We start from the raw sequence: 19,537 nt of genomic DNA, 5'->3' as shown, positions 1-19,537 counted from the left end.
GGACACCATGAATGCCACTGTTCGACACCAACTGAAAGCGCGCCGGGTACAGTTCGATTTTGACCAGACACCGTTGCACTGGCTGCGCGATGATCCTTTTGCGACTCACATCATCAACGGTATTCACCTGTTGCTGCCGGAAGGCGAGCTGTGGTTCTGTCGGGTATACAACCAGGCCCTGCCGCTGATCCAGGATGAACAGCTTCTGGCCGACGTGCAGGGCTTCATCCGACAGGAAGCGGTGCACTCTCGCGCCCACAGCAAGGCACAACTGTATCTGGAACGTCACGGCCTCAGCGTAGAGCCGTTCCTGAAACGAGTGGAATGGTTGTTTGGCACCGCGCTGGCCGATGCGCCGTTCGGGCTCACCCTGATGCAGCGCAAACCGTTCAAAAAACACTGGCTGGTGATGCGTGTCGGCATCATCGCCGCCATCGAACATTTCACCGGTGTGTTGGGGCAGTGGGCCATGGACAACGAAAGCTGGGAGCAGAACGGCGACCCCACCATGGTGGATCTGTTCAAATGGCACCTGGCCGAAGAAGTGGAACACCGCACCGTGGCCTACGATCTGTTCGAGCATCTGTGCAAGACCCAGCTTGGGTTTTATGTCAGCCGCCAGGCTCTGATGGCCATTGTTTTCCCGCTGTTCATTTACTTCATTGCCGAAGGCGGGCGCAGCCTGGCCCGGCAGGATTCCGACAAGGCCGCACGTAAGATAGGCCGCAAACTGATTCCGCAGGTGCTGATCCAGCTGCAACAAGTCGGCGAGCAGACCCGGAACGTTCCCACCTTTGGTTTTTTGCTCAAGGCCACGTTGCGTTGGGTCTCCCCACGCTTTCATCCGATCCATGAAGGCGACACCCAGCAAGCCCTGGACTATCTGGCACGATCGCCAGCGGCCCAGGCGGCCATGAACGTCTAAAACCGCCCCTCCAAACGTCGGGCGTCTGGCCTCATGCGTCCGGCGTTTTATCAAACCAGGGCGCCGCGGCTTCCAGCTGCGCGGCCAGCGCCAGCAGCTTGCCTTCATCGCCGTGGCCACCGACAAACTGGGAGCCCAGCGGCAAACCGTTCTGGCACCAGTGCAAGGGCACAGACATGGCCGGCACCCCGGTCACGTTGGCGAACTGGGTAAAGGGCATGTATTTGAAATTCTCCATGGCCATCTGCTCGATCATGCCGGTTTTCATCAACAGTTTTTCCCCGCCCACCTTGAGCAACATCTTCAACGCGGTCTGCTGCCACGGCGGCGTCGCCATGGCACCAATAGCTGCAGGGGGCATGGCCAGGGTGGGGGTGAGCCAGAAATCGTACTGCTCCAGGAAGGCATCCATGGCGATCATGTACTGTTGCCAGCGGGTCTGGCACTTCACGTATTCATGGGCCGGGGTGGCGCGACCAAAAGCCGCAATGGCCAGGGTATCCAACTCGAAGCCTTCATCACCGCAACCGGTAATAGCCTTCACCTCATCCACTTCGGCAGCACACTGACCAAACCAGACCGACAGCCAGTCCATGCACATCTGTTTGGCGTCCATCTGCGGCTCGGCATCAATCACTTCGTGGCCCAGGTCCCGCAACAACGCCACGGTTTTCTCCACCGCCCGGATCGCTTCCGGATCCACATCGGTACCCAGCGGCGAGCGGGTGGAAAAGCCGATGCGTAATTTGCCTGGGCGGCTGGCCGCAGACAGGGCGTAAGCCTGCTTTGGCGGGGCAATCTGAAACAGGCTGCCGCGCTCGTCGCCCTGGGCAATATCCAGCAGCAGCGCGCTGTCGCGGACGCTACGGGTGAGTACGTGGTTAACGGCGATCCCGTGCATGGCCTCCGTGAATTCCGGCCCCCAGGGGGTGCGCCCACGGCCCGGCTTGAGACCGAACAGGCCACAGCAGGCAGCCGGAATCCGAATGCTGCCGCCGCCATCGTTGGCGCCGGCCACCGGGACCACGCCCGCAGCGACCATGGCTGCCGAGCCACCGGAAGAGCCACCGGGAGTATGGTCCGGGTTCCAGGGGTTGCGTGCCGGCCCGAACGAATCCGGCTCGGTAATGCCCTTGGCGCCAAACTCCGGGGTATTGGTACGACCAAACGGGACCAGCCCGCCCTGCTTCCAGCGCGCCACCAGAGTGGAATCTCGTTGTGCATGGACATCGCTGGCCTTGCGCGCCTTATTACCCTGATAGCTGGGCGCACCGCCGATTTCCTGGAACAGATCCTTTACCAGCATGGGCACACCCGCCAGCGGTCCGCTCAAGGGCCCCGTGGCCTGTTTTCGGGCCATGTCGTACAACGGGATGATCAAACCATTCAATTGCGGATTCACCGCCTCGGCACGGGCAATCGCCAGCTCCAGTAATTCCGCCGCCGTGACCTCCCCCCGTGTCACCAAATCGGCAAGCCCAATGGCATCAAACCGGCGGTATTCTTCAAACTTCATTGTGCTCTCCCTTTTGCTGTCCCGAAGCGCTGGCGATGATCTGCCGCCAGACGATAAAGCCATACTGTGGCATAGTCTGCCCAGCCAAGTGTGCCAAATCGTGGCAACCAGCACTTGTGGGAATACGTTGTCGAACTGTGAGGGAGCCTGCATGAAAGCCATTGGATTCAACCAGCCCAGAGCCATCGAGGATGTTCACGCCCTGGAGGACATCCAGCTGGACCTGCCCGCACCCGGCCCGCGGGATCTGCTGGTGGCCGTGCAGGCCGTCTCCGTCAATCCGATTGACACCAAACTGCGCCAGCGCCCCCTGGAACAACCCGGTTACCGGGTGCTGGGGTTTGATGCCGCCGGTGTGGTGGAAGCGGTGGGCGCGGAAGTGGAAAACTTCCAGGCTGGCGATCGGGTCTGGTACGCCGGCGCCGTGCAACGCCAGGGCAGCAACGCTCAGCATCAATGCGTTGACGAACGCCTGGTGGCAAAAAAACCGGACAGTCTGGGCATGCAGGAGGCCGCCGCATTACCACTCACAGCGCTCACTGCATGGGAGGCTCTGGAAGATCAACTCGGCTTTCAGCCCGGTGAATGTGAAGGGAAAAATTTGCTGGTGATCGGTGGTGCCGGCGGCGTGGGCTCCATCGCCATTCAGCTGGCCGCCCACCACTTTGGCCTCAAGGTCATTGCCACCGCAGGCCGGGAAACCTCTGCCAACTGGTGCCAAAGCCTCGGCGCCCATCACATGGTGGACTACCGCAAGCCATTGCTACCACAGCTGGAAGCCATTGGTTGCCCGCAGATTGATGGCATCTTCATCACCCAGAATCTGGACGACTATTGGGCCACGGCCTGCCAGGCCGTGGCCCCGTTCGGCGGCATCTGCGCCATTGTCGATGCCCGCGCGCCCCTGGACCTGAATCCCCTGAAAGCCAAAAGCGCCCGTTTCAGCTGGGAATTCATGTTCACCCGCGCCATGTTCGCCACGGACATGCAACGCCAGGGCAACATCCTCACCCAACTCAGCGCACTGGTGGATCAAGGCAAAATCCAGAGCACCGTCAGTGAGGGGCTCGGCACCATCAATGCCGCCAACCTGAAAGAAGCCCACCGGCGGCTGGAGAGCGGGCAAACGATTGGCAAGTTGGTGTTGGCGGGGTGGGGGTGAAAGGCAATTGATAGTTAATAATGAATAACTACGCGATTATGCGTCACGCGATGTCGTTACACGCAAGAGGCCGCGCCCGGAGGATGGGCGCGGCCTCTTGCGTTTGAAATACCCAAAACCGATCTCGCGAACTATTAATTATTCATGATTCATTATTAATTCATGTCCCCACCACTCCCCCATCACCCTTGCTAATCACCACCGTGGTGGAGCGCGGGCGAGTAGTGCCGTCGCTGGCCGGGTAGCTGATTTTTGGGTGCTGGATGTTGACCCACAGGGTGCGCTGGTCCGGAGTGAAGGTGATGCCGGTGATTTCGCAACCACGGGGCCCTACCAGAAAACGGCGTACTTGCCGGCTTTGCGGGTCGGCACAGAGTAGCTGGTTGCAGCCCATGTTTTTCATCAACGGATCCCGGTCGTCGTAGTCGGTTTCGATCCACAGCCGCCCGCTTGCGTCAAAGGCCAGCCCGTCCGGCGAGGAAAAGAGATCGCCATTGATAGTGCCGGTCAGATGATCGGGAAATAGCTTACCGTTTTCATCCCTGCTGTCCTGCGCTTCGCCGGCGAGCAGAAACAGATCCCAGGTGAACCGGGTGGCGGTGGGGTCCGCGTTTTGTTCGCGCCAGCGAATGATCTGGCCATGATGATTGTCGTGGCGAGGATTGGCGGCATTAATGGGATGGGCGTGGCCACGCTTGTAGTTATTGGTAAGAGTGGCATAGACCTCACGACTGTTCGGGTCCACGGCCACCCACTCCGGGCGGTCCATAGTCGTCGCTCCCAGCCGGTCGGCGGCGGCACGGGCATTGACCAGTACCTCACCCTGATCGGCAAAGCCGTTAGCGTCTGTCAGCCCGTTTTCACCGTGCACCAGTGGCAGCCAAACACCGCTGCCATCGCCATCGAAACGCGCCACATAGAGGGTGCCACTGTCGAGCAGGTGACGGTTGTGCTCCCGGTCGCCCTCGATATAGCGACCTTCCGGCACAAACTTGTACAGGTATTCGCCACGGGAATCATCGCCGGAGTAAAACGCCAGGCGGCCATCCTCACCCAGTGAGGCGGTGCAGCATTCGCGGCAGAAACGGCCAAAGGCGGTGCGCTTGATCGGGTTGGATTCCGGGTCGAAAGGGTCGATTTCCACCACCCAGCCATAGCGATGGGGCTCTTGCAGATAACCGCCGAACGCTTGCGTTTCATCAAAGGTGGCATCGAAGCGCGGCTCCGCCGTATTCCAGGCATATTTATCCGCCCGTTCGCCCTCGCCAATACCGTAACGGCGGTGGGACACCCGTTGATCCTCGCTATCCCGGTTGACGAAATAGTCATGCCAGTTTTCTTCGCAGGCCAGATAGGTGCCCCAGGGTGTAACGCCCATGGAACAGTTGTTGAGGGTGCCGATCACGGTCTTGCCATCCGGGTCGGCCACGGTTTTCATCAGCCCATGACCGGCCAGCGGGCCGCGGATTTCCATCTCGGTGAGGCCGGAAATGCGTCGATTCCAGCGCGACGGCATCACCCGCTGCCACTGTCCGGCCTCATCCTTCTGGATCTCGATCACACTGACGCCATGGGCGGCCTGTTCCTTGCGCACCTGGGCCAGGGGCCGTTTACCATCGACGTCCTCGAAGCCGTCCCGGTGCAGGGTGGGGTTCACATACTCGTGGTTGACCACCAGCAGGCCGTGACGGTTAGGGTTGCCCGGGAACGGAAAGAAATGCATGCCATCGTTGTTCTGGCCAGCCTGCATAAGCTGCTCGCGCCAGTCATTCCCGGCATCCGCCCGCCAGGCCGGTGCCTGCGCCAGCACCGCATCCCCCCAGGAGAAAAACGGCCTGGCGGTATAGCCCGGCGGCACCCGCACGGTGTCGAAATCCGTGGCCGTCTGGATGGGGATCCCCTTGAAGCCCGGTGCGGTCTTGCCGGTGTCGGACGAACAGGCTGTCAGAGCCCCACCCAGGAAGCCGGTGGCGGCCAACCCCAGCGTGCCTTTCAGAAAGCCTCGCCGGCGCAGACGAATCACGTCATTCAGCGACGGATTGGCGGACGGGTTCACCGACATATCACCCTGGGCTTCCAGTGCTTCGTGAAAATCATCGTGTTGTTGACGCAGTGTTTTCATGGTTATTCCTGATGTAAATACCGCACGCTTTTCGGCTGCTCATCGTTTGCCCTGTTGCGTGAAGCCTGCTGCGTGGCAGGGTGCGCGATCAGCGCAGCTTGTAGTGAAAGGTGTTACGCACGCCGGTTACTGCCACCGCCTTGCCATCAATCTTGTGCGGGCTGTAACGAAACTGCCGTGCCGCCGCAAGAGAGGATCTCTCGAACAAGGGGTGGCAGTCCCCTTTCACCACCGCCAGCTCTTCCACCTTGCCCGCCTTGTTGACTGTGTAAGTCACGGTGCAATCGCCTTCTACATCGCGCATCAGGGCCCGGCGTGGATAATCCGGTGGCGCCTTGCTTAATGGCCGGTAGCTGCTCTGCAGATCACTGGCCGCCACCTGCTCCGGCACAAAGGCCGGGGGCGCGGGTTCCGCCGCCGCTGTCTCCGCCACTTCTTGTTGTGGCCGTGCCGGTGTTTCCAGCTCCGACACCGGTTCCGGTTCGGGCTCAGGGTCCGGTTCAGGCTTTGGTTCCGGCTCAGGCCGCTCCCAGGCCACATCCGCCTTTTTCGGTTTCGGCTCGGGTTTTGGTTCGGGCTTCGGTTTCGGTTTTTCCACCACCGGTTCCGGTGCAGGCGCCGGCGGCACCTTCTCGGGCGGCGGCGGCAGGGTGATCAGCCGGGTTTCCAGGGTCTGGATCTGCGGGGGTGGCGGCGGTGTCGACATCCGGTTGCCCAGCAGAAACAGCGCCAGCAAACCGTGCAGCAGGACACTGAGGCCCACCGCCAGCCAGCGCTGACGGCGCTGCACCGACACATCATCCGGCAAATGATAAACAGCAGCGGTCATTGTGGCGCCTCGGTAATCAGCCCGAGCTGGGTCACCCCCGCCTTTTGCAGGGCCGCCATTCCCGCCACCACCATGCTGTACATCGCATCTTCATCGGCACGGATATACACCTGCACGCGCTCTTCGCCTGCCACGATGGCACCGACCTGGTCGACCATGGCATCCACGTCAGCGGCGTTGCCGGTCTCGCCACGGATATCCAGGTCGTCGCCCAGATTCCAGTAAAAGCTGCCATCGTTCTTGACCGACAGGGTTAGAATTTTCTGCTCGTTGTCCTGGGGCAGCGCCTCGGCTTCCACCTTGGGCAGTTCGATCGTCACGCCCTGGGTGAGCATGGGCGCGGTGACCATGAAGATCACCAGCAACACCAGCATCACGTCGATGTAGGGCACCACATTCATTTCGGCCTTTTGCGGGTGCTTGTGAGCTGGGGGCTTCATGACGCTTTCCTCTGCCCCGCTCCCTCTTCCTGTGGCCTGCCGTTACGCTTGCCGTACAGAAGCCGGTGCAGGCGTTGCTGCAGTTCCGTACCGAAAGCGTAGCTGCCAGCGATCAACCGCTGGCCGCGAGCGGACAGGCGGTTGTAGGCAATTACCGCAGGAATGGCCGCGAACAGGCCGATGGCGGTGGCGATCAGGGCCTCAGCGATGCCCGGGGCCACCGTGGACAGGGTGGCCTGCTGCACCTGGGACAAACCGATAAAGGAATTCATGATCCCCCAGACGGTGCCGAACAAACCGATATAGGGGCTCACCGACCCCACCGTGGCGAGGAAGGAAAGCCCCGCTTCCAGATCTGCTTCCTGTTCCGAGATCACCCCCTGCATGACCCGCTCCACCCCTTCCTGCACCGAGGCCGGGCTGGCGTCCCAGTCGCCGTACAACAACTGGTATTCGGCATAACCGGCATTGAACAGGGTTTGCAGGGCGGCCTGGCGATGGCCGGGCACGGGCAGTTGCGCCAGGGAGTCCAGATTGTCTTCACCACGGAACGTGGCCAGGAACTGTTTCTGGTGCTTTTCCCCGCGGCGCATGGCCAGATGGCGCAGCACAATCACACACCAGCTGCCCACCGACGCCAGCACCAGCACCAGCATGACCGCCTGGACCACCAGACTGGCGTCGCTGACCAGCCCCCAGATCGTCATGTCGTTCATCGTTGAATGCATATCGAATACCTGTATCAAACTGCCATGTCAGAAAAATGTCATGCTTGAGCGATCGGACCTCTGACGTCGGAGGTCCGACGCCTAGAGACCCAACGCCTCTTGCACCGCGCCCCACGGCACGTATTTGTAGTTCTGGTTGCCTTCGGGCATGCGCTTGCGACCGTCCTGCACCACCAGCAACCCCTCGGCATAGGCACCACCGAAATTGGCGGCACTCACTTCCAGGCCATCGGTTTCCGAGGCGCCATCAATGCCGCGCTGCGCATTGAGGCCGATGCGGAAAGCGCCCTGCACCGTGTAGGGCGGCGTGGCGTCGGTGACCACATAGGAGTTGTTGCCCTGGCTGGAAATCACCAGATAGCTCCGCTCACCGCGACGCCAGATCGCAATACCTTCGATATCCGCTTCGATCAACGGCGCTTCTACCGAGATGACTTCCGTCAGCGTGGCATCCTCGGCAGGGTTCAGGGGCAGGGCCCACACCGCCGCATTTTCCTCGCCCACGAACAGGCGCCCGGCGGCATCGTCAGCCACACAACCTTCCGGCTGGCTGTCCACCTTGAAGCGGCGTACCTCTTCGGCCTGCATGTCGCCCTGCGGGGCGCTCAGGCGGTACTGAATGAAGGTGCCGTCCTTGTCGTTGGCAATGGCATAAATTTCCTCTCCCTGCTTCGCCATGCAGAAACCGTAGATTTCCGTCATCGGCGTGGCGCTATCGCCCAGGTCGGTAAGCTCGCCGCTGTCACGATCAATGGCGAAATACTGGATGCTATTGCGATCCCGATTCGTGGCCGCTGCCAGATCCACGGTGCGCTCGCCCAGGGCAAAACCGCTGCGTACATCCACATTGTTCATGCGGCCCACTGGCAGGTATTGCACCTGTTTGCCGGCCAGGTCATAGCTGCCCAGACCGCCCTGCTTGTCGGTGCCCAGTACCCGGCTCTTGCCGGGATCTTGCGGGTGAACCCAGATGGCCGGGTCATCGGCGGCATCGCCCAGGCTGGGCACCGGATCGGTTTGGACCGCGGCCGACAACTGCGGCAACACGGCGGGGGCATCCAGGCTGTCCGGCTGCCAGTCCAGCGTGCCCCGGGACAAACCGGCATCGTCACGGATCAACAATTCCAGCGTGTCACCCTGGCGACGCACATCCAGCCGCTCCGGTTCGTCCAGCGCCCCCAGAGACAGCGGTGACTGCGCCTGCCAGCCCGACTCGCGGTACAAATAGCGATGCAGACGCGCGGCTTTGGGATCCAGCGCCAGCACAGCGCTGCCCGGCAACAACGCCATGGCGGCGGCTGCGCCCTCAATGTCCCCGAAGGGCGCCTTGATACTGACCGGTTCGCGGCTGAGGTCCGCTTCCGGGTGCGCCGGGTAGACCCACAGCCCGACGTTTTCCTCGTTTACATAGAGACGCTCAACGCCATCATCCACCTGACAATATTCACTTTGCGGCGGCAGGCTCAGGTTGCGAACCTTGCTGGGTGTCTTGAGAATCCGGCCGTTTTCAGCCACCAGCCATTGCTCCCCCAGGCCTTCCTCGCCCACCACGAACAGGAAGTCGTTGTTCCCGGCATCGCGGTGCAGACAAAGTCCATCCATCTTGAAATCAGGCTGCGGCAGGTGGCGCTTTTCCCAGTTGAGGTTGTCGCCGTTCAGGCGAGCCAGCAGGGCCTGTTGGCGATTTTCATCCACCAGCGCCACCAGCAGCCCCTGCTCATCACTGCGATGATCCACCGCACCGAACCCGCCGGGCAGGTGCGCCAGCGTCTTGCCGTTATCGTCCAGCAGGAACAGCCCGTTCATTTCATCGCTAACCAGCATTTCGGCGGTGGGCAGGAACGACAGGGATGGCAACCACTGGGCCGCCTCCGCGGTGATGTTTTCCTCCAGCGCCATGGGTTCGATCAGCACATCGCTTTGCGCGTGGTTTTTCTTCTGGGCGGATTCTTCCGCCTTATCGCCGCAGCCCGACAAGGGCAACACGGCCAGCATCAACAAGGCGGCACAGCAAACATGCGGCTTGAGCATCGACATAGAAAACTCTCTCAAAACAAGGTTTAAAAAACGCCCCTTCCCGCCCTTCTCGTGTGCGGGAAGAGGTGCCTGAAAAAATCGCTATCCGATCAGAGTCCGGTCCAGGTCAGACCCAGCTTGAAGGTCGGGCCATACTCTTCGTATTGGGCGTTGAACCGCTCTTTACCGATGTAGGCGTAGTAGACCTCGTCGGTGAGGTTGAGGGCGTCGACGTTTACTTGCAGCTGGTCGGTCATGTAGTACCTGGCGCTGAAGTCCAGATACAGGGAGTCATCGGCGTAGCGATCTTTCAGCGGCTCATCCAGCGAGCTGATCTCTTCCAGGTAACCGGATTTGTAGTTCCCTGCCAGGCGCAGGCTGACACGCTCGTTCTCCCAGCCGACAGTCAGATTAGCCACCGTTTCGGAGTGCAATGGCAGCTCGATGTCGCGGCTCAGGTAGTTGCCACCGTCATAGCCGTCGACCTTGGCTTCGGAGTCACTCAGGGTCAGGTTGGCGCCGGTGAGGAAGTGACCAAACTTGCGGGAGAAGGCCAGTTCCAGACCATAGATACTGGCCTCGTCGCCATTGGCAAAGGTGACGGCTTCGTCATAGGCGGCCCAGTCTCCGGTACCGGACAGGTCGGTGGCATAGGTGTAGTTCTTGATGTCCTTGTAGAACACATAGGCGGACATCAGGCCGACACGGCCCACATAGCGCTCGATGCCCAGATCCAGGTTGCTGGATTTCAACGGGTCCAGTTCCGGGTTGCCAAACTCCGCCTTCAGGTCGCCGTCATCGTCTTCAAGATAGACATAGGGCGCCAGTTGTTCGAAGGAAGGCCGCACCACACTCTGGGTGAACGCCGCCCGCACCAGGGTGTCGCTGTCCAGCCGGTAGTTGGCATGCAGCCCAGGCAGCACATGGTCGTCCTGCTTGTCGCTGCGGTTGGGGCTCCACTCGCCGCTGGCATCGTCGTAGCGCACCCCGTCGGCCTCGAAGGACGTGCCTTCGTAACGCAAGCCGGCCAACAGGTGCCAGTCGCCGATATCGATACTGTTCATCACGTAAAGCGCATTCACGTCCTCGCGCATTTCAAAATCTTCCAGGCGGGAATCGACCTCGTTGCGTTCGCCGTTGAGGCCTGCCAAGGCTCCCCGGATGGCACTGTTGCTGGCGCCGGGACCGAACGGCGCCAAGCCGTAATCCACTTCGGTCTGGTAATCTTCCAGGCTGGTGCTGGCCAGATCCCCGGTATCAAACTCCACCACCTCCACATCATTGTCTTTCTCGCGGCGGCTCAGCTTGGTACCGAACTTGAGTTGTGACGGATGACCGGACAGAACGTAGTCACGTGCGAAGTCGAGCTTGAGATTGACCTCGGTATCCGTAGTCAGTTGATCTTCGCGCTTCAACTCGTCCATTTCGTAGGAGCTGGCATCGTAGTACGCCGCCTCCATGGCCGGGATCGGCTTGCGGGTGTCGTGGAAGGCGCCATTGAAAGGGCCACCGACGAACAGGGCTTCCACCTCGTTGGGCGTATCCTGAAAGGCATGGCTGTAGCCGATCTGGCCGTTGAGGGTCCAGGTCTCCAGCAGTTTTTCGCCACCCAGTACCACGGAGTGAATTTCCTGGGTTTCGGTGCGGTTCTTGAATTCCAGTTCCGCCTCGCCCGTGCCGTCTTCGCCCACACCGACAACCGGGTCGAAGGCGACCAGGGAATTGTTGCCGTTTTCCGTGTCTTCAAAGCTGGAATAAAGCGTCCGCAGATAGAAGGAGGTCATGTCATCCGGCTTGAAGTCGAAGTTCAGGCCCAGCGCCTGACGCTTGCGGTTCAGCTCCGCCTTGCGCATCAGCACTTCTTCCAGAGTGCCGGCGCGGATGTCGTCCCAGCCGCCATCGGTTTCCACATTGTCGGAACCGAAATCCCGGTCTTCCCAGCTGGCCGCCAGCGCCACGCCAAAGTTGTCAGTGCCGTCACCCAGGCTGAATTTTCGTGACAGGGCGCCGGACAGTTTCGGGCTGATCTCTCCGGTGTTGTCGTCATGGCTGCCACTGGCGGAGAAAGTATTGAACGGGCCGTCATGATCGAACGCGGACAGGCTGCGCACTTCGATGGTGCCGCCCAGGGAATTGGCATCCATGTCCGGGGTCAGCGTCTTCACCACCGACATGGACTGGATCAGTTCGGACGGCAGCACATCCATGGCCACGGCGCGGGTGTCTCCTTCCGGAGACGGCAGCAGGGAGCCGTTGATGGACACCGCGTTCAGACCGGCGCCCAGGCCACGCACGGTGACATAACGCCCTTCCCCCTGATCGCGCTCGACGGTCACCCCCGGCATACGCTGCAGTGCCTCAGCGGCGTTGGCATCCGGCAACTGGGCCACGCCATCGGCGGAGACCACATCGGAAATACTGTCGGAACGGCGCTTTTCCTTCAGTGACTTGTCGAGACTGGCGGCCTGGCCAATCACGGTAACGTGTTCGGTGCTGCCCTGTACGGTCTGCGCTTCTTCTGCCTGAACGGAACCGCACAGCAGGCCGATGGCCAACGCCAGCGTGCGATATCGGAAAGTGGGTGTAGCCACGGAGATTCCCCCTGTAACGGTGATGTCGTGTGCCGGGCACCGTAGGCGGGAAATATGTCAGTTCGGTGACGCGTCACCGTTGCAGCCATTTCAAATCAATAACTTACGGACATCCCGAGTCACGAGTGATCCTATCGCACCCCACCCCGAATCCATGGAAACCTGCAAAACCCTGACCCGCTGGCCGCCGCGTTTTTTCAACGCCGGAAATGCCATACCCGTGAGCTGATTTGACCCCCCTCAAGGGTAAAAGCCACTGAGCCATGATCATTGCCATCGCGTGGTGGTTCTTGCCGGGAAGATGCTCACAGCAGGCTCGCCCCCTCGCCTGGAGCAGCTGTCATCACCCTGACATGACAACCAGATATACCCTGCGCAAACAATGGAGGTTATTCGTGGGAAACATGACAGCACTGCACCGTTGGTCCATCGCAGCCATCGTGGCGATCGGCCTGTGCATACTGATACTGAACCTGGCGGTCGGCGCGCTAAAACCGGCGGCGGACATTGCCTGGCTGGATATTGCCGGAGAAGGCGGGGCGGCCCTGCTGTCGCTGATGTGGACCGTCTTTATCTTCAACAGCCGCCCCGCCGGCTGGGTCACCCGGCTGCTCAGTGGTGGGCTGGCGTTTATCTTTTTCTCCTACTGGCAGGACGTGCTGGACGAGTTCATTCAGCTGCCCGCCCATGTGCACTGGGACCACTGGGTGGAATCCGGCTCCATGCCGCTGGGCATGATCCTGCTGACACTGGGCATCTATCACTGGCACCGGGAACAGCAGGCCATCAACCGGCAGCTGCTCAAGCGCGAACGGATTTTCCGTGAACACCGCAGTTTCGATGCACTGACCCCGCTCAGCGATGCCCGTTACCTGCGCGAGCAACTGGCGCTGGAGCTGCAGCATACGCAACAGCCGGTTTCGCTGATCATGATTGACCTGCACTGCTTCGATCACAGCCGCCGCCTGCTTGGCAGCGCCGACGGCGACCGGCTGTTGCGTGAACTGAGCGAGTTGCTGGTCCTGAACCTGCGCCAGAAGGATCTGCTGTGTCGCTATGCTGGCGACCGTTTTGCCGTCGTCCTGCCCGCCACCGAACGCCTGATTGCCGAGAACCTGGGCCGGGAACTGAAACAGGCTGCCGACCACTTTGCCTTCAAGACACGACGCGGCGAAACCCACAGGGTAACGGTGCACACCGGCCTGGCCGTCTCCCATCATGACAGCGCGGACAGCCTGATCGAGCGCGCCAATCGTTGCCTGCTGCAATCCCGCTCGGGTCAGCCCCAGGTCGCCTGATGAACGGCTATCTGGCAGATCAGGCCTTCATCCCCGCGCATCATCAGCCGGCGGTATTGATTGACCTGATCCACGATCAAGGCATCGACCTGAACCGGCTGTTGCGACACACCGGCCTGTTCCAGGAACAAATTCTCAGCGGCGAAGCCAGGCTCAGTCCGCACGGCTGGCTGCAACTAATCCACAATGCCCGGCGACTGTTGCCTGACCCGGAGCTGAGCTTCCGTTATGGCCAGCGCCTGTTTCCCGGGCACTACGGCGCCATCAGTGCCCTGCTGGGCAATGCCGGTAACCTGCACGATGCTCTGCAGGTATTTACCGGTTTCAGCAAACTGGTGTTTCCCCTGCTGGGCGCTCGCCTGACGGTCACCGACCGGCACCTGTGCCTGCACTGGCTGGACAGTTGCGGCAACGGCAGCGAGCATCGTTTTGTGGTGGAGGCCGCCATGGCCGGGCTGGCGTCAGTAACGCGCTGGCTCAGCGGTGAGCGGCTGCCCTGGGCCTTCCAGTTCCGCCATGCCCGGCCATCTTATCCGGAGCAATACCAGGTGCACCTGGGCGACACCCTCTATTTTGATGGCCAGCTGGATGCCATGATCCTGCCGCGCCACTACCTGGAAAGCCCCTGGCCCGGCGCGTCGACCATTGCCTGGCGGGCAGCGAAACAACAGTGTCAGCCGCAGCTGGACCCGCTGGCCGGCGGCGACAGTTTCCGGTTGTATCTTTATCGCCAGCTGCTGCAGAACGTGGCCAGCCCGCCTTCCTTGCAGCAGCTGGCCAACCCGCTGCAGTGCAGCCCGGCCACCCTCAAGCGGCGTTTGCGCGACCAGGGCTGCCATTACCAGCAACTGCTCGATCAGGCGCGCCTGCATCAGGCCATTCACTGGTTACAGTTTCATGGCTACAGCACTGAACAGGTGGCGAGGCAGCTGAACTTCACCGACAGCACCAACTTCCGCCGCTCTTTCAAGCGTTGGTCTGGGCTGACTCCGGCGGCCTGCCAGCGGGCGCTGGCCGCCACCATGGGTAGCCTGTACCCGGCCTGAATCAGCCCCGACTTGAAAGGCGGGCGCGGACCTTTGACGATAGGAATCGTTGTGCGGTCATCGACTTTTCATGACCGGGGACCATGCTATAACTCCCAAGGGCAGCCATGCAGTCGCCTGCATAGACCGGCAAACTGGCAAGGAGGCACCCGATGGCAAGCGTGCAACGTCCGCAGTCAATTCACCAATCAGCGGCCCCCCATGTGTACCGTGGCCTGACCGGCCGGCCGGCCGGGTCCGGGATGTGCTGGAAGCCGCCGATGTGCGTATCAACGGTTCCCGCCCCTGGGACATGCAGATCCACCACCCCCGCACCCTGACCCGTATCGCCCTGCAACGCTCCCTGGGTCTGGGCGAGTCCTACATGGATGCTTGGTGGGATTGCGAAGCGCTGGATGAATTCTTCCATCGCCTGCTGACCCATGGCGCCAACAGGGTCAGCCATTCGCCGCTGCAGAGCGGTCTGCAATGGCTGGGGCACTGGTTGTTCAACCGGCAAAGCCTGCATCGCTCCACCCGGGTAGCCCGCCAGCATTACGACCTGGGTAACGACCTGTTCGAGGCCATGCTCGACCCCACCATGAGTTACAGCTGCGGTTACTGGCGCGACGCCGAGACCCTGGCACAGGCCCAGGAAGCCAAGCTGGAGCTGATCTGCCGCAAGCTCAATCTGAAACCGGGCATGACCCTGCTGGATATCGGTTGCGGCTGGGGCGGCCTGCTGGAGTATGCCTGCCGGCACTACAGGATCTCCGGCGGCGGTGTGACCCTGTCCCGGGAGCAGGCCAGTCTGGCCCGGGAACGCTGCGCGTCTCTACCCGTCGACATCCGCCTGGAGGATTACCGTAAGCTGCAAGGTCGTTTTGACCGGGTGGTATCCGTGGGCATGTTCGAGCATGTGGGGCGCCGCAATTACGCCACCTTCATGGAAACCTGCGCCCACCTGCTGCATCGCCGGGGGTTGATGCTGCTGCATACCATCGGTACTAATACCAGCACCAGCCGCCACGATCCCTGGATCGACAAATACATCTTCCCCAATGGTGAACTGCCATCCTGCGCACAGATTGCCCGTAACGCGGAGGACTGGTTTGTCTGTGAGGATCTGCATAATTTCGGCCCGGACTATGCCCGCACCCTGCGCGCCTGGGATCGCCATTTCGTCGCACACTGGTCGCAGCTATCCGATCGTTACGACCAACGCTTCCAGCGCATGTGGCGCTATTATCTCAATGCCTGCGCCGGCGCCTTTCAGGCCCGGGACATTCAGCTTTGGCAATGGGTATTCAGCCATGCCGGCGGGCGCGAGGAGGTCTATACCGGCGTCCGCTAGTGGGCTGCTTGTGAAACTCGGTAACAAAGGAGCACAGCGAAAGCGTTCAGATCTAGGCGGAAAAGAGCAGGAATAGTGGGCTTATTTCAAACTTTTCCAACGCAGAGCTGGGCGCTTTGGCGACGCGAACTGTTACCTGATTTTGCAAGCAGCCCACTAGGGCATCACCGATGGACAGGGGCTACCCGCCGGCAAGGCTTCCAGGGTGGTCAGGCAGAGAATCGGTTGGCGGGCCAGGGTCCGGTCCAGCAGCGCCGGCCAGGCCTGCGGGTTGGCCATGGGCCGCGGCAGCTTGTGGCTGGGCAATGCCTTCCAGACACCGTCTTCCTGTTCCGCCAGCACAAACTGGAAGGGATGCAGCCCCGGCACCCCCAAGCGAATATCCGTGGCCAGTAACTGGTCAGGCCCGGCGTCCACATCCATAAACCCCCGGGTGAACCAGGCCAACTTGCGGCCCGCCGGCACCTGCATGGCCTCGGCATAGTCCTGCGGCGAACGGGGGAAGGTTTCCACTGTCAGCGCATCGCCGTTATCCAGCACACCGGTGACAATCTCCAGTCTCTGCTGTTCCCCCAGCACCGTCACCCGCCACAGCAGGGTGGAAAACGGCATGGGCTGCACCAGACGTGGCGCCTCACTCAAGCCCCGTTGCGCCAGCGTTGGCATCACCCGCTGTGTCATCCACTGCTGGGCCACCAGGCTCCAGCATAGATACAGGGAGGACAGCGTCAGCCCGGTGGCCAGTGCCGCCATTGCCGGCGGTCGTGCCAGAGCCACTATCACGGCAACCAACATGGGCAGGGTATAAAGCGGATCAATGATAAAGACACTGCTGATGGCCACCGGGTCACCCAGTGGCCAGAACAACTGGGTGCCATAAGTGGTAAACGCATCCAGCAGCGGGTGCGTGATCAAACACAGCCCGGTGAACAACCACCAGCGTCGCAACGGAATCTGTGTCTGCCAGCGGGACAGGCACAGGGCCAGCACCAGCGACACCGGCAACAACACCAGCAGGGAATGGCTGAAACCGCGATGCTCGGTGAAATTGGCCACCGCATCGCCGTAATCAATCAGTACATCCAGATCGGGCAAGGTGCCCAGCAAGGCGCCACCGAGCAGAGCCCGGCGACCCAGGGGGCGGGAGAGAACAGCGCCCCCGACGGAGGCACCCAATACGGCCTGTGACAATGAATCCATGAATTACTCTAGGGCAGGCGGAGCGACAGTATCGCATCCCGCCTGCCAACAGGCCGTCAATACGGCATTAACCGGCCACCCCCCACAGGCCCTTCAGGCTGTTCAGTGCGGTCGCGCCAACACCTTCACCGCCCAGGAAGCCGAGAATTTTCGGCGCAAACTGGGAGATCATTTCCGGGCTCAGGCCCAGGGCGCTGAAGGCTTTGGAGACACCCTGCAGGGTCGAGATGTTGCCCAGCACGGAAGAGGCCATGCCACCGCCGCCACCCAGCAGGGAATCCAGCCCCGGCACCTTGTTCATGATGCCGCTGAACTGATCACCCGACAGGTTGTTCTGGGCCATGGCCAGCAAGGCGCCGGCACCGCCTGCCGCCTGCTGCTGCGTCACCCCCAGGTCGGTGGACAAAGAATCCACCAATGCCTTCGCTTCACCGGTCACCGCCAGCTTGCTGTTGGCGCTGTCCATGGCACTGGTGGCCGCGTCGTTCGCCTGGCTCACGCTGGCATTGGCCTTGTCGGACGCGTCATTCACCGCCTTGTTGGCCGAGTCGGTCATGGATTTCAGATCAAACGCCTGGGCCGGCGCACTCAGGACCAGGCACAGAGAGGCGCCCATCAAGCCAAAACGGAAAGCGTTCATAGTTGCTCCTTGGTTATCGTCAATCATCCCTGTTCAGAGGGGAACAGTATGGCAAACCTTACCCATGCAAAAAGGCGACGGCCATCACTTTGTGCACGCTTTGCGCAGGGGGTCATTCAAGCGGCTGCTGACATTTCTGCAACAACCCGAGCAACTGCTCTTGCTCACTGCGGCTCAAGCCTTGCAGAAGCTCGGCAAACGCCGCCCGGCGAACCTGCTCAGCGGCATCCGCCATGGCCTGCCCCTGCTCGCTCAGGAACAAGCGCACCTTGCGGCCATCATGCGGGTCGGCTTCCCGGCGTATCAGCCCCTGTGCTTCCAGGGTCTTGATCTTGCGAGTGAGCTGCGCCTTGTCACGGGCCTGGTGGCGCGCCAGGCACTGGGGGGTGGCCCCCGGCGTATTCAGCAGAAACTGTAGCAAGCCGATATCCGGTGGACCCAGCGACACCGGTAGCGCGGACAGCGGTTCACGCATGGCCCCGCGCAGTCGGTTAAGCGTGGCCGTGAACGCCTGGGCAAGAGGCACGGAAATATCATCAGGCATAAGGTTCTCGCGACTGTCATTTTAGTTGACACTGTCAACAAAATAGCAATATAGTTGATATTATCAACTTAAAGCACAGGAGTTACCACCATGAAACACGCCCATGGATTGGCGGCCACCGGCCATGCCTCCCTCTATCTAAAGAAGCTCTGCCGACATTTCAGCCACAAGGTGGAAACCGAATTCGACGACCACAAGGGCACCATTCGTTTTCCTTTCGGCACCTGCGAGTTGAGTGCAGATGACCAGGCACTACACCTGCACTGCCAGGCCAGTAGCGATGAGCTGGAACGCCTTCGTGAAATTATCGACAGTCACCTGGCCCGCTTCACCACCCGCGAACCGGTTGACCTGCGCTGGCACTGAAGCGACACCACAACCCGGGTCTACTGTTCGGGGACGTTGTACTGAAAACGGGGCAGGTGCCATTCATAGCGAATCGCCAGCATGCGCATCAGGAAACCACTGGCCAGTGTCACCAGGGTGATGATCATTTCCCCCAACGGGGTGAATTGCAGCAACAGGTACAGGCAGGCCGCCCCCAGTGAAATCACCGCGTACAGTTCTTTCTGAAATACCAGCGGCATGCGATTACACAGCAGATCACGAATCACCCCGCCAAAGATGCCGGTAATCAACCCGGACAAGACCGCCACCGGTGCACCCAGCTCCATGCCCTGGGCCACCTTCACCCCGATCACCGTAAAGACAATCAGCCCCAGCGCATCCAGCACCAGAAACAGCATGCGCAGACGCTGCATCAAGGGAGCCACCCAGGTAGTGACCAGCGCTGCCGCCGCTGTCAGCCCCAGGTATTCCGGGTGTGCCACCCAGGTCAGCGGATAATGCCCGAGCAGCACATCGCGGATGGAACCGCCCCCCATGGCGGTCACACAGGCCACCATCACCACCCCGAACAAGTCCATACGCAGCCGCCCCGCCGCCAATGCGCCGGTCATGGCTTCCGCCGTAATACCTATCAGATACAGCGCTAAAAGCATCGTCATCGCCCTTGCCTCACAGCATTTCTTGTCGCCATCTTGAATTACAAATGAAAACCATTATCATCCACCGCCTGTGATTTTCGCCAGGTATCCCCCAGCCATCACATGCTCCGGTGCCCGCCAACCTGCGTGCACCGCCACTG

General features: G+C 61.1%; 17 protein-coding genes. 6 read left to right on the top strand and 11 right to left on the bottom strand.

What is annotated here, in order from left to right:
- Positions 1 to 7: 7 nt before the first annotated feature.
- Positions 8 to 925 (top strand): metal-dependent hydrolase, encoded by a 918-nt coding sequence (locus COA55_RS06740; protein ID WP_290501110.1) that lies wholly within the window; start codon positions 8 to 10, stop codon positions 923 to 925.
- 31 nt (positions 926 to 956) lie between these two features.
- On the opposite strand, the gene COA55_RS06735 is transcribed toward COA55_RS06740, so the two are convergent.
- Positions 957 to 2,441 carry an amidase gene (locus tag COA55_RS06735; protein ID WP_290501109.1) on the bottom strand — a complete coding sequence of 495 codons (1,485 nt, stop codon included), beginning with the start codon at positions 2,439 to 2,441 and terminating at the stop codon, positions 957 to 959.
- Between the two features lie 151 nt (positions 2,442 to 2,592).
- Here COA55_RS06735 and COA55_RS06730 point away from each other — a divergent pair, with 151 nt between their 5' ends.
- Positions 2,593 to 3,603, top strand: a complete 1,011-nt coding sequence (locus COA55_RS06730; RefSeq protein WP_290501108.1) for a zinc-binding alcohol dehydrogenase family protein — start codon at positions 2,593 to 2,595, stop codon at positions 3,601 to 3,603.
- Between the two features lie 160 nt (positions 3,604 to 3,763).
- Here COA55_RS06730 and COA55_RS06725 read toward each other — a convergent pair whose 3' ends face one another.
- The 6 genes from COA55_RS06725 to COA55_RS06700 form a co-directional block, all read right to left on the bottom strand.
- Complete coding sequence (locus COA55_RS06725; RefSeq protein WP_290501107.1) at positions 3,764 to 5,725, bottom strand: PhoX family phosphatase; 1,962 nt, start codon at positions 5,723 to 5,725, stop codon at positions 3,764 to 3,766.
- 88 nt (positions 5,726 to 5,813) lie between these two features.
- Positions 5,814 to 6,554 (bottom strand): energy transducer TonB, encoded by a 741-nt coding sequence (locus COA55_RS06720; RefSeq protein WP_290501106.1) that lies wholly within the window; start codon positions 6,552 to 6,554, stop codon positions 5,814 to 5,816.
- Positions 6,551 to 6,994: a protein TolR gene (gene tolR / locus COA55_RS06715; protein ID WP_290501105.1), complete on the bottom strand. Its 444-nt coding sequence runs from the start codon at positions 6,992 to 6,994 to the stop codon at positions 6,551 to 6,553. Before tolR ends, COA55_RS06720 begins: the two co-directional genes overlap by 4 nt.
- Positions 6,991 to 7,722, bottom strand: a complete 732-nt coding sequence (gene tolQ / locus COA55_RS06710) for a protein TolQ (protein WP_290501104.1) — start codon at positions 7,720 to 7,722, stop codon at positions 6,991 to 6,993. The genes tolR and tolQ overlap by 4 nt, the downstream gene beginning before the upstream one ends.
- An 81-nt stretch (positions 7,723 to 7,803) precedes the next feature.
- Entirely contained in the window at positions 7,804 to 9,759 is a 1,956-nt protein-coding gene (locus COA55_RS06705) for a phytase (protein WP_290501103.1), read from the bottom strand.
- Between the two features lie 89 nt (positions 9,760 to 9,848).
- Positions 9,849 to 12,329, bottom strand: coding sequence for a TonB-dependent receptor (locus COA55_RS06700; protein WP_290501102.1), 2,481 nt, complete (start codon positions 12,327 to 12,329; stop codon positions 9,849 to 9,851).
- A gap of 404 nt (positions 12,330 to 12,733) precedes the next feature.
- Here COA55_RS06700 and COA55_RS06695 point away from each other — a divergent pair, with 404 nt between their 5' ends.
- The 3 genes from COA55_RS06695 to cfa all read left to right on the top strand — a co-directional run bounded on the left by COA55_RS06695 (position 12,734) and on the right by cfa (position 16,006).
- Positions 12,734 to 13,627: a diguanylate cyclase gene (locus COA55_RS06695; RefSeq protein WP_290501144.1), complete on the top strand. Its 894-nt coding sequence runs from the start codon at positions 12,734 to 12,736 to the stop codon at positions 13,625 to 13,627.
- Positions 13,627 to 14,673, top strand: a complete 1,047-nt coding sequence (locus tag COA55_RS06690; RefSeq protein ID WP_290501101.1) for an AraC family transcriptional regulator — start codon at positions 13,627 to 13,629, stop codon at positions 14,671 to 14,673. The genes COA55_RS06695 and COA55_RS06690 overlap by 1 nt, the downstream gene beginning before the upstream one ends.
- 244 nt (positions 14,674 to 14,917) lie before the next feature.
- On the top strand, positions 14,918 to 16,006 hold the full coding sequence (gene cfa / locus COA55_RS06685) for a cyclopropane fatty acyl phospholipid synthase (RefSeq protein WP_290501100.1): 1,089 nt from the start codon (positions 14,918 to 14,920) through the stop codon (positions 16,004 to 16,006).
- 156 nt (positions 16,007 to 16,162) lie between these two features.
- Here the strand turns inward: cfa and COA55_RS06680 are convergent, their stop codons facing one another.
- The 3 genes from COA55_RS06680 to COA55_RS06670 form a co-directional block, all read right to left on the bottom strand.
- Positions 16,163 to 17,206 carry a metal-dependent hydrolase gene (locus tag COA55_RS06680; protein ID WP_290501099.1) on the bottom strand — a complete coding sequence of 348 codons (1,044 nt, stop codon included), beginning with the start codon at positions 17,204 to 17,206 and terminating at the stop codon, positions 16,163 to 16,165.
- 67 nt (positions 17,207 to 17,273) lie between these two features.
- Positions 17,274 to 17,846 carry a DUF2780 domain-containing protein gene (locus COA55_RS06675; RefSeq protein ID WP_290501098.1) on the bottom strand — a complete coding sequence of 191 codons (573 nt, stop codon included), beginning with the start codon at positions 17,844 to 17,846 and terminating at the stop codon, positions 17,274 to 17,276.
- Between the two features lie 112 nt (positions 17,847 to 17,958).
- On the bottom strand, positions 17,959 to 18,390 hold the full coding sequence (locus tag COA55_RS06670; RefSeq protein WP_290501097.1) for a MarR family transcriptional regulator: 432 nt from the start codon (positions 18,388 to 18,390) through the stop codon (positions 17,959 to 17,961).
- Positions 18,391 to 18,480: 90 nt separating this feature from the next.
- Here COA55_RS06670 and COA55_RS06665 point away from each other — a divergent pair, with 90 nt between their 5' ends.
- The gene (locus COA55_RS06665; protein WP_290501096.1) at positions 18,481 to 18,756 is read left to right on the top strand and encodes a DUF2218 domain-containing protein; all 276 of its coding nucleotides are present in this window, start codon (positions 18,481 to 18,483) and stop codon (positions 18,754 to 18,756) included.
- Between the two features lie 20 nt (positions 18,757 to 18,776).
- Here COA55_RS06665 and COA55_RS06660 read toward each other — a convergent pair whose 3' ends face one another.
- Positions 18,777 to 19,391 (bottom strand): trimeric intracellular cation channel family protein, encoded by a 615-nt coding sequence (locus COA55_RS06660; protein WP_290501143.1) that lies wholly within the window; start codon positions 19,389 to 19,391, stop codon positions 18,777 to 18,779.
- Positions 19,392 to 19,537 lie beyond the last annotated feature (146 nt).

This window comes from Alcanivorax sp. (genome assembly GCF_002733835.1).
Lineage (GTDB): Bacteria > Pseudomonadota > Gammaproteobacteria > Pseudomonadales > Alcanivoracaceae > Alcanivorax.
This window is presented reverse-complemented; position numbering and strand designations above follow the sequence as displayed.

Excerpts from the sequence above, each read along its gene's own strand:
- COA55_RS06740 (WP_290501110.1), top strand. The coding sequence starts at position 8 with ATGAATGCCACTGTTCGACACCAACTGAAAGCGCGCCGGGTACAGTTC.
- COA55_RS06735 (WP_290501109.1), bottom strand. The coding sequence starts at position 2,441 with ATGAAGTTTGAAGAATACCGCCGGTTTGATGCCATTGGGCTTGCCGAT.
- COA55_RS06730 (WP_290501108.1), top strand. The coding sequence starts at position 2,593 with ATGAAAGCCATTGGATTCAACCAGCCCAGAGCCATCGAGGATGTTCAC.
- COA55_RS06725 (WP_290501107.1), bottom strand. The coding sequence starts at position 5,725 with ATGAAAACACTGCGTCAACAACACGATGATTTTCACGAAGCACTGGAA.
- COA55_RS06720 (WP_290501106.1), bottom strand. The coding sequence starts at position 6,554 with ATGACCGCTGCTGTTTATCATTTGCCGGATGATGTGTCGGTGCAGCGC.
- tolR (WP_290501105.1), bottom strand. The coding sequence starts at position 6,994 with ATGAAGCCCCCAGCTCACAAGCACCCGCAAAAGGCCGAAATGAATGTG.
- tolQ (WP_290501104.1), bottom strand. The coding sequence starts at position 7,722 with ATGCATTCAACGATGAACGACATGACGATCTGGGGGCTGGTCAGCGAC.
- COA55_RS06705 (WP_290501103.1), bottom strand. The coding sequence starts at position 9,759 with ATGTCGATGCTCAAGCCGCATGTTTGCTGTGCCGCCTTGTTGATGCTG.
- COA55_RS06695 (WP_290501144.1), top strand. The coding sequence starts at position 12,734 with ATGACAGCACTGCACCGTTGGTCCATCGCAGCCATCGTGGCGATCGGC.
- COA55_RS06690 (WP_290501101.1), top strand. The coding sequence starts at position 13,627 with ATGAACGGCTATCTGGCAGATCAGGCCTTCATCCCCGCGCATCATCAG.
- COA55_RS06680 (WP_290501099.1), bottom strand. The coding sequence starts at position 17,206 with ATGGATTCATTGTCACAGGCCGTATTGGGTGCCTCCGTCGGGGGCGCT.
- COA55_RS06675 (WP_290501098.1), bottom strand. The coding sequence starts at position 17,846 with ATGAACGCTTTCCGTTTTGGCTTGATGGGCGCCTCTCTGTGCCTGGTC.
- COA55_RS06670 (WP_290501097.1), bottom strand. The coding sequence starts at position 18,390 with ATGCCTGATGATATTTCCGTGCCTCTTGCCCAGGCGTTCACGGCCACG.
- COA55_RS06665 (WP_290501096.1), top strand. The coding sequence starts at position 18,481 with ATGAAACACGCCCATGGATTGGCGGCCACCGGCCATGCCTCCCTCTAT.
- COA55_RS06660 (WP_290501143.1), bottom strand. The coding sequence starts at position 19,391 with ATGCTTTTAGCGCTGTATCTGATAGGTATTACGGCGGAAGCCATGACC.